This window comes from Quisquiliibacterium sp. (assembly GCF_982640115.1).
Genome location: NZ_CEXFHW010000258.1, coordinates 1 through 3898 on the forward strand (window position 1 = coordinate 1; position 3898 = coordinate 3898).

At 75.2% G+C, this 3898-nt stretch carries 4 protein-coding genes; 2 read left to right on the forward strand and 2 right to left on the reverse strand.

Annotation, left to right across the window (positions count from 1 at the left end; genetic code table 11):
• Together AC2H6A_RS18395 and AC2H6A_RS18400 are read right to left on the reverse strand one after the other, a co-directional pair.
• The coding region (locus tag AC2H6A_RS18395; protein WP_484275170.1) for a heavy metal translocating P-type ATPase metal-binding domain-containing protein at positions 1-1227 on the reverse strand (1227 nt) is incomplete at its 3' end.
• Between the two features lie 6 nt (positions 1228-1233).
• Positions 1234-1974 carry a sulfite exporter TauE/SafE family protein gene (locus AC2H6A_RS18400; protein ID WP_484275171.1) on the reverse strand — a complete coding sequence of 247 codons (741 nt, stop codon included), beginning with the start codon at positions 1972-1974 and terminating at the stop codon, positions 1234-1236.
• Between the two features lie 234 nt (positions 1975-2208).
• Here AC2H6A_RS18400 and mtnA point away from each other — a divergent pair, with 234 nt between their 5' ends.
• Together mtnA and AC2H6A_RS18410 are read left to right on the forward strand one after the other, a co-directional pair.
• On the forward strand, positions 2209-3312 hold the full coding sequence (gene mtnA, locus AC2H6A_RS18405; protein WP_484275172.1) for an S-methyl-5-thioribose-1-phosphate isomerase: 1104 nt from the start codon (positions 2209-2211) through the stop codon (positions 3310-3312).
• Positions 3309-3898 (forward strand): class II aldolase/adducin family protein (locus AC2H6A_RS18410; protein WP_484275173.1); only part of this gene is annotated, 590 nt, incomplete at its 3' end. The genes mtnA and AC2H6A_RS18410, both read left to right, overlap by 4 nt.

Sequence of the window (3898 nt, forward strand, 5' to 3'; positions counted from 1 at the left end):
GACCTCGGTGCGGCCGGCCAGCAGGGTCACATCCACCGGGAACCGGCTCCCGGCGTCCACCCGGATGGCGTCGCCCGGGCGCAGGCGCAGCGCCGGCACGGTCTCGGTGGGTGCCTGCAGGAAGGCATCGACATCCGCCAGGGGCGGGCCGGTGAGCCGCAGCGCGCGCTCCGGCATCGCCGCTGCCAGCGCGTCGAGGGCGCGACTGGCGCGGCGGCGGGCCAGCCACTCGAGGTGCCGGGCCGCGAGGAGCAGGAACACGAACATGGTCACCGAGTCGAACCACACCTCGCCCTGACCGCGCCAGGTGGCCCAGACGCTGGCCGCGAACGCCGCGCCGATGCCCAAGGCGACCGGCAGATCCATGCCCGGGCTGCGGTGCCGCAGGCTGCGCCAGGCACCCTCGAAGAAGGGCCGGGCGGCATAGAGCACCACCGGCAGGGTGAGCAGCAGGCTGGCCCAGCGCATGAGCGCGGCATGGTCGGCCTCGATCTCGCCCGCCTGCGCGGTGTAGGCTGGCCACGCGTACATCATCACCTGCATCATGCCCAGCCCGGCCACGAACAGGCGCCGCGACAGCGATCGCCGGGCCTGGGCTTCCTGGGCCCGCCGTTGGCGCAGGTCGCTCGGCAGCGCCCGGTAGCCCACCGCCGCCACGCTGGCCAGCAGCCGCGACAGCGAGGCGCGCGCCGGATCCCAGCGCAGCAGCGCCCGCTCGGTGGCCTGGTTGACCGAGACCGAGACCACCCCGGGCTGACGCGCCAGGGTGCGTTCCACCAGCCAGCCGCAGGCGCCGCAGCGCAATCCCTCGATCATCAGCGAGGCCTCGCTGCAGGCGGCGCCGGTGGCCGGATCGGCCGGGCCGTTGCGCACCAGCGTCGCATTGAGGTCGGGTTCGTCGTAGAGCGCGAGTTCGGCGGCCAGACTCTCGGGCAGGGCCTGCGCACCCGCGGCCGGCGCGCTGCGGTGGCGGTAGTAGTCGGTCAGCCCGGCCGCGGCGATGGCCTCGGCCACCGCCTGGCAACCGGCGCAGCACATCGGCTGCATCCGGCCGTCAACACGGGCCAGCCAGCGGCCGGGCTCGGCCACCGGCTGGCCGCAGTGAAAGCAGGCGGCTGCCGTCGGCGTCGGGCTCGGGTCGGCGCTCGGGGCGGCGGCGCGGCTGCCCGGCGCAGCGGCCGCGGTCGCGCGTCCGGGTGCCTGCCGATCGGTCGGGTCGATGAACATGGCCACTCAGAACACGCTCAGGCAGGCATCGACCACCCGGTGCAGGTGCGCGCCCGGATCGAGCCGGGCGAGGCCGGCCAGTCCGAAGCCCGCCACCAGCAGGCCGGCGATGCGGCGCGGCGTGGGCCTTGCCAGCCAGCGCTGGCCGGCGGCGGCGCCCGCGCCGATCAGCAGCAGGTTGGGCAGCGTGCCCGCGCCGAAGGCGAGCATCAGCAGCGCGCCCTGCAGCGGCGAGCCCGAGACCAGTGCCGCGATCAGCACGCCGTAGACCATGCCGCAGGGCACCCAGCCCCAGACCAGTCCGGCCTGCCATGCCTGCCAGGGAGTGCGGGCAAGCAGCAGGCGCGAGGCCAGCGGCTGCAGCCGCCGCCACAGTGCCGCGCCCACGGGCTCGAGCGCGACCAGGCGCAGCGCGCCGGTCAGATGCAGCCCGATGGCGATCAGCAGCAGGTTGGTGGCCACGAAGGCGAGTTGCTGCAGCGGCAGCACCCGCGACACCAGCGTGGCCGACGAGCCCAGGCTGCCGGCGAGCGCACCGGCCAGCGTGTAGCTGGTGAGCCGGCCGAGGTTGTGACCGATGAGCAGCCCCGCAGGGCGGCGCAGGCCCTCGGCGCGCACCGCGATGACCGCACCTCGTCGGCCGGCGCTGCCGGCCATGACCGAGACCAGCCCGCCGCACATGCTGGCGCAGTGCACGCCGCCGAACAGGCCGACCAGGAACACCGACAGCAGGGTGACGCCGGTCATGGGCGAGGCCCCGGTCGCGGCAGGTCCGGTCGCGGCAGGCCCGATCGCGGGCAGGCATTGGGCCGGCAGGCGGCAGCGGGTCGGGAAGGCGAGGGATGGACGGGAGTCTTGGGCATAGAATGGGACGATCGCGGCGAGGCGCGCCGCCGGCCGCCGCCCGCGGGCGCGTGCAACCCGGCCGCGCAGCCCCCCGAGCGTAGGCCGGCCTGGCCGCCTCTTCCACGACAATTCTCAATGGCCCGAACCCTCTGGACTGACGATGCCGGCCTGCCGGTCACCTGGGACCAGACCCGCCTGCCCTTCGAGCAGGTGGCCATCGCGCTGCATGACGCCGAGGCCTGCGCCCATGCGATCGCCAGCATGCAGGTGCGAGGTGCGCCCCTGATCGGCGCGGTGGGCGCCTGGGGGCTGGCGCTGGCCCTGCGCGAGGCCGCCGACGATGCCGCCCTGCAGTCGGCCTTCGATCGGCTGGCCGCCACCCGGCCCACCGCTGTCAACCTGCGCTGGGCGCTGGCCCGGGTGCGCGCGGCGGTGCTGCCGCTGCCGGTGGCCGCGCGCGCGGCCCGCGCGCATGCCGAGGCGCTGCGCCTGTGCGATGAAGATGTCGCCTGCAACGCTGCCATCGGCCGCCATGGCCAGGCCCTGCTCGAGCCCCTGCGTCGTGACGGGCGGCCGCTGCAGCTGCTCACCCACTGCAATGCCGGCCGGCTGGCCACCATCGACCACGGCACGGCGCTCGCACCCATCTATGCGCTGCACGAGGCCGGCGTGGCGCTGCATGTCTGGGTCGACGAGACCCGGCCGCGCAACCAGGGTGCCAGCCTCACCGCCTGGGAGCTCGGCGAGCGGGGCGTGCCGCACACCGTCATCGCCGACAACGCCGGCGGCCAGCTGATGCGCGAGGGTCGGGTCGACGCGGTGATCGTCGGCTGCGACCGCGTGGCCATCAACGGCGATGTCGCCAACAAGATCGGCACCTACCTCAAGGCGCTGGCCGCGCACGACAACGGCATCCCCTTCCTGGTGGCCTGCCCGGTCTCGACCATCGACCCGCAGGCCGCCGACGGCAGCGCGATCCCGATCGAGGCCCGCGACCCCGCCGAGCTCACCCGCATCAGCGGCCGCGACGATCAGGGCCGGGTGGTGTCGGTTCAGCTCACCCCCGATGGCTCGCCCGGCCTGAATCCGGCCTTCGATGTCACCCCGGCACGGCTGGTGAGCTGGCTGATCACCGAGCACGGCCCCTGCCGGCCCGACGCCTCGGCGCTGCGCGGCCTGCCGGGCCTGGCCGGCCCGATGCGAGGCCCGACGCGAGGCCCGACGCGAGGCCCGGCATGAGCGCGCGCACCACCGGCGGCCCCGAGCCGGGCGCCCACGACCCGGCCATGCGCCACGAGCAGGCAGCGCGCGCCGCGCTGATCGAGGCCTGCCGCACCCTCAATGCCCGCGGCGTCAACCAGGGGAAGGCCGGCAACGCCTCCCTGCGCTGGGACCGCGGCGCGCGCGCCGGCCTGCTGGTCACGCCCTCGGCGCTGCCCTACGAGCGCATGCGGCCCGACGACATCGTCTGGCTCTCGCTCGACACCCTCGCCGGCGCCATGCCCGATGACGAGCGCCCCGCCGTCATCGATGCCGACGGCCAGCGGCCGAGCTCCGAGTGGCGCATCCACCGTGACCTCTATGCGGCGCTGCCGGCGGCCGCGGCGGTGGTGCATGCCCATCCGCCGCATGCCACCGCGCTCGCCTGCCTGCCCGAGATCCAGGCCGCTGGCATCCCGGCCTTCCACTACATGGTCGCGATGGCCGGCGGCGCCGACATCCGCTGCGCGGGCTATGCCACCTTCGGCACCCAGGCGCTGAGCAACCAGGTGCTCGCCGCGCTCGCCGGCCGGCGGGCCTGCTTGATGGCCCACCACGGCATACG

What these genes read in the sequence shown, in the direction of transcription:
- AC2H6A_RS18400 (WP_484275171.1), bottom strand. Translation starts at nt 1,974, where the DNA reads ATGACCGGCGTCACCCTGCTGTCGGTGTTCCTGGTCGGCCTGTTCGGC.
- mtnA (WP_484275172.1), top strand. Translation starts at nt 2,209, where the DNA reads ATGGCCCGAACCCTCTGGACTGACGATGCCGGCCTGCCGGTCACCTGG.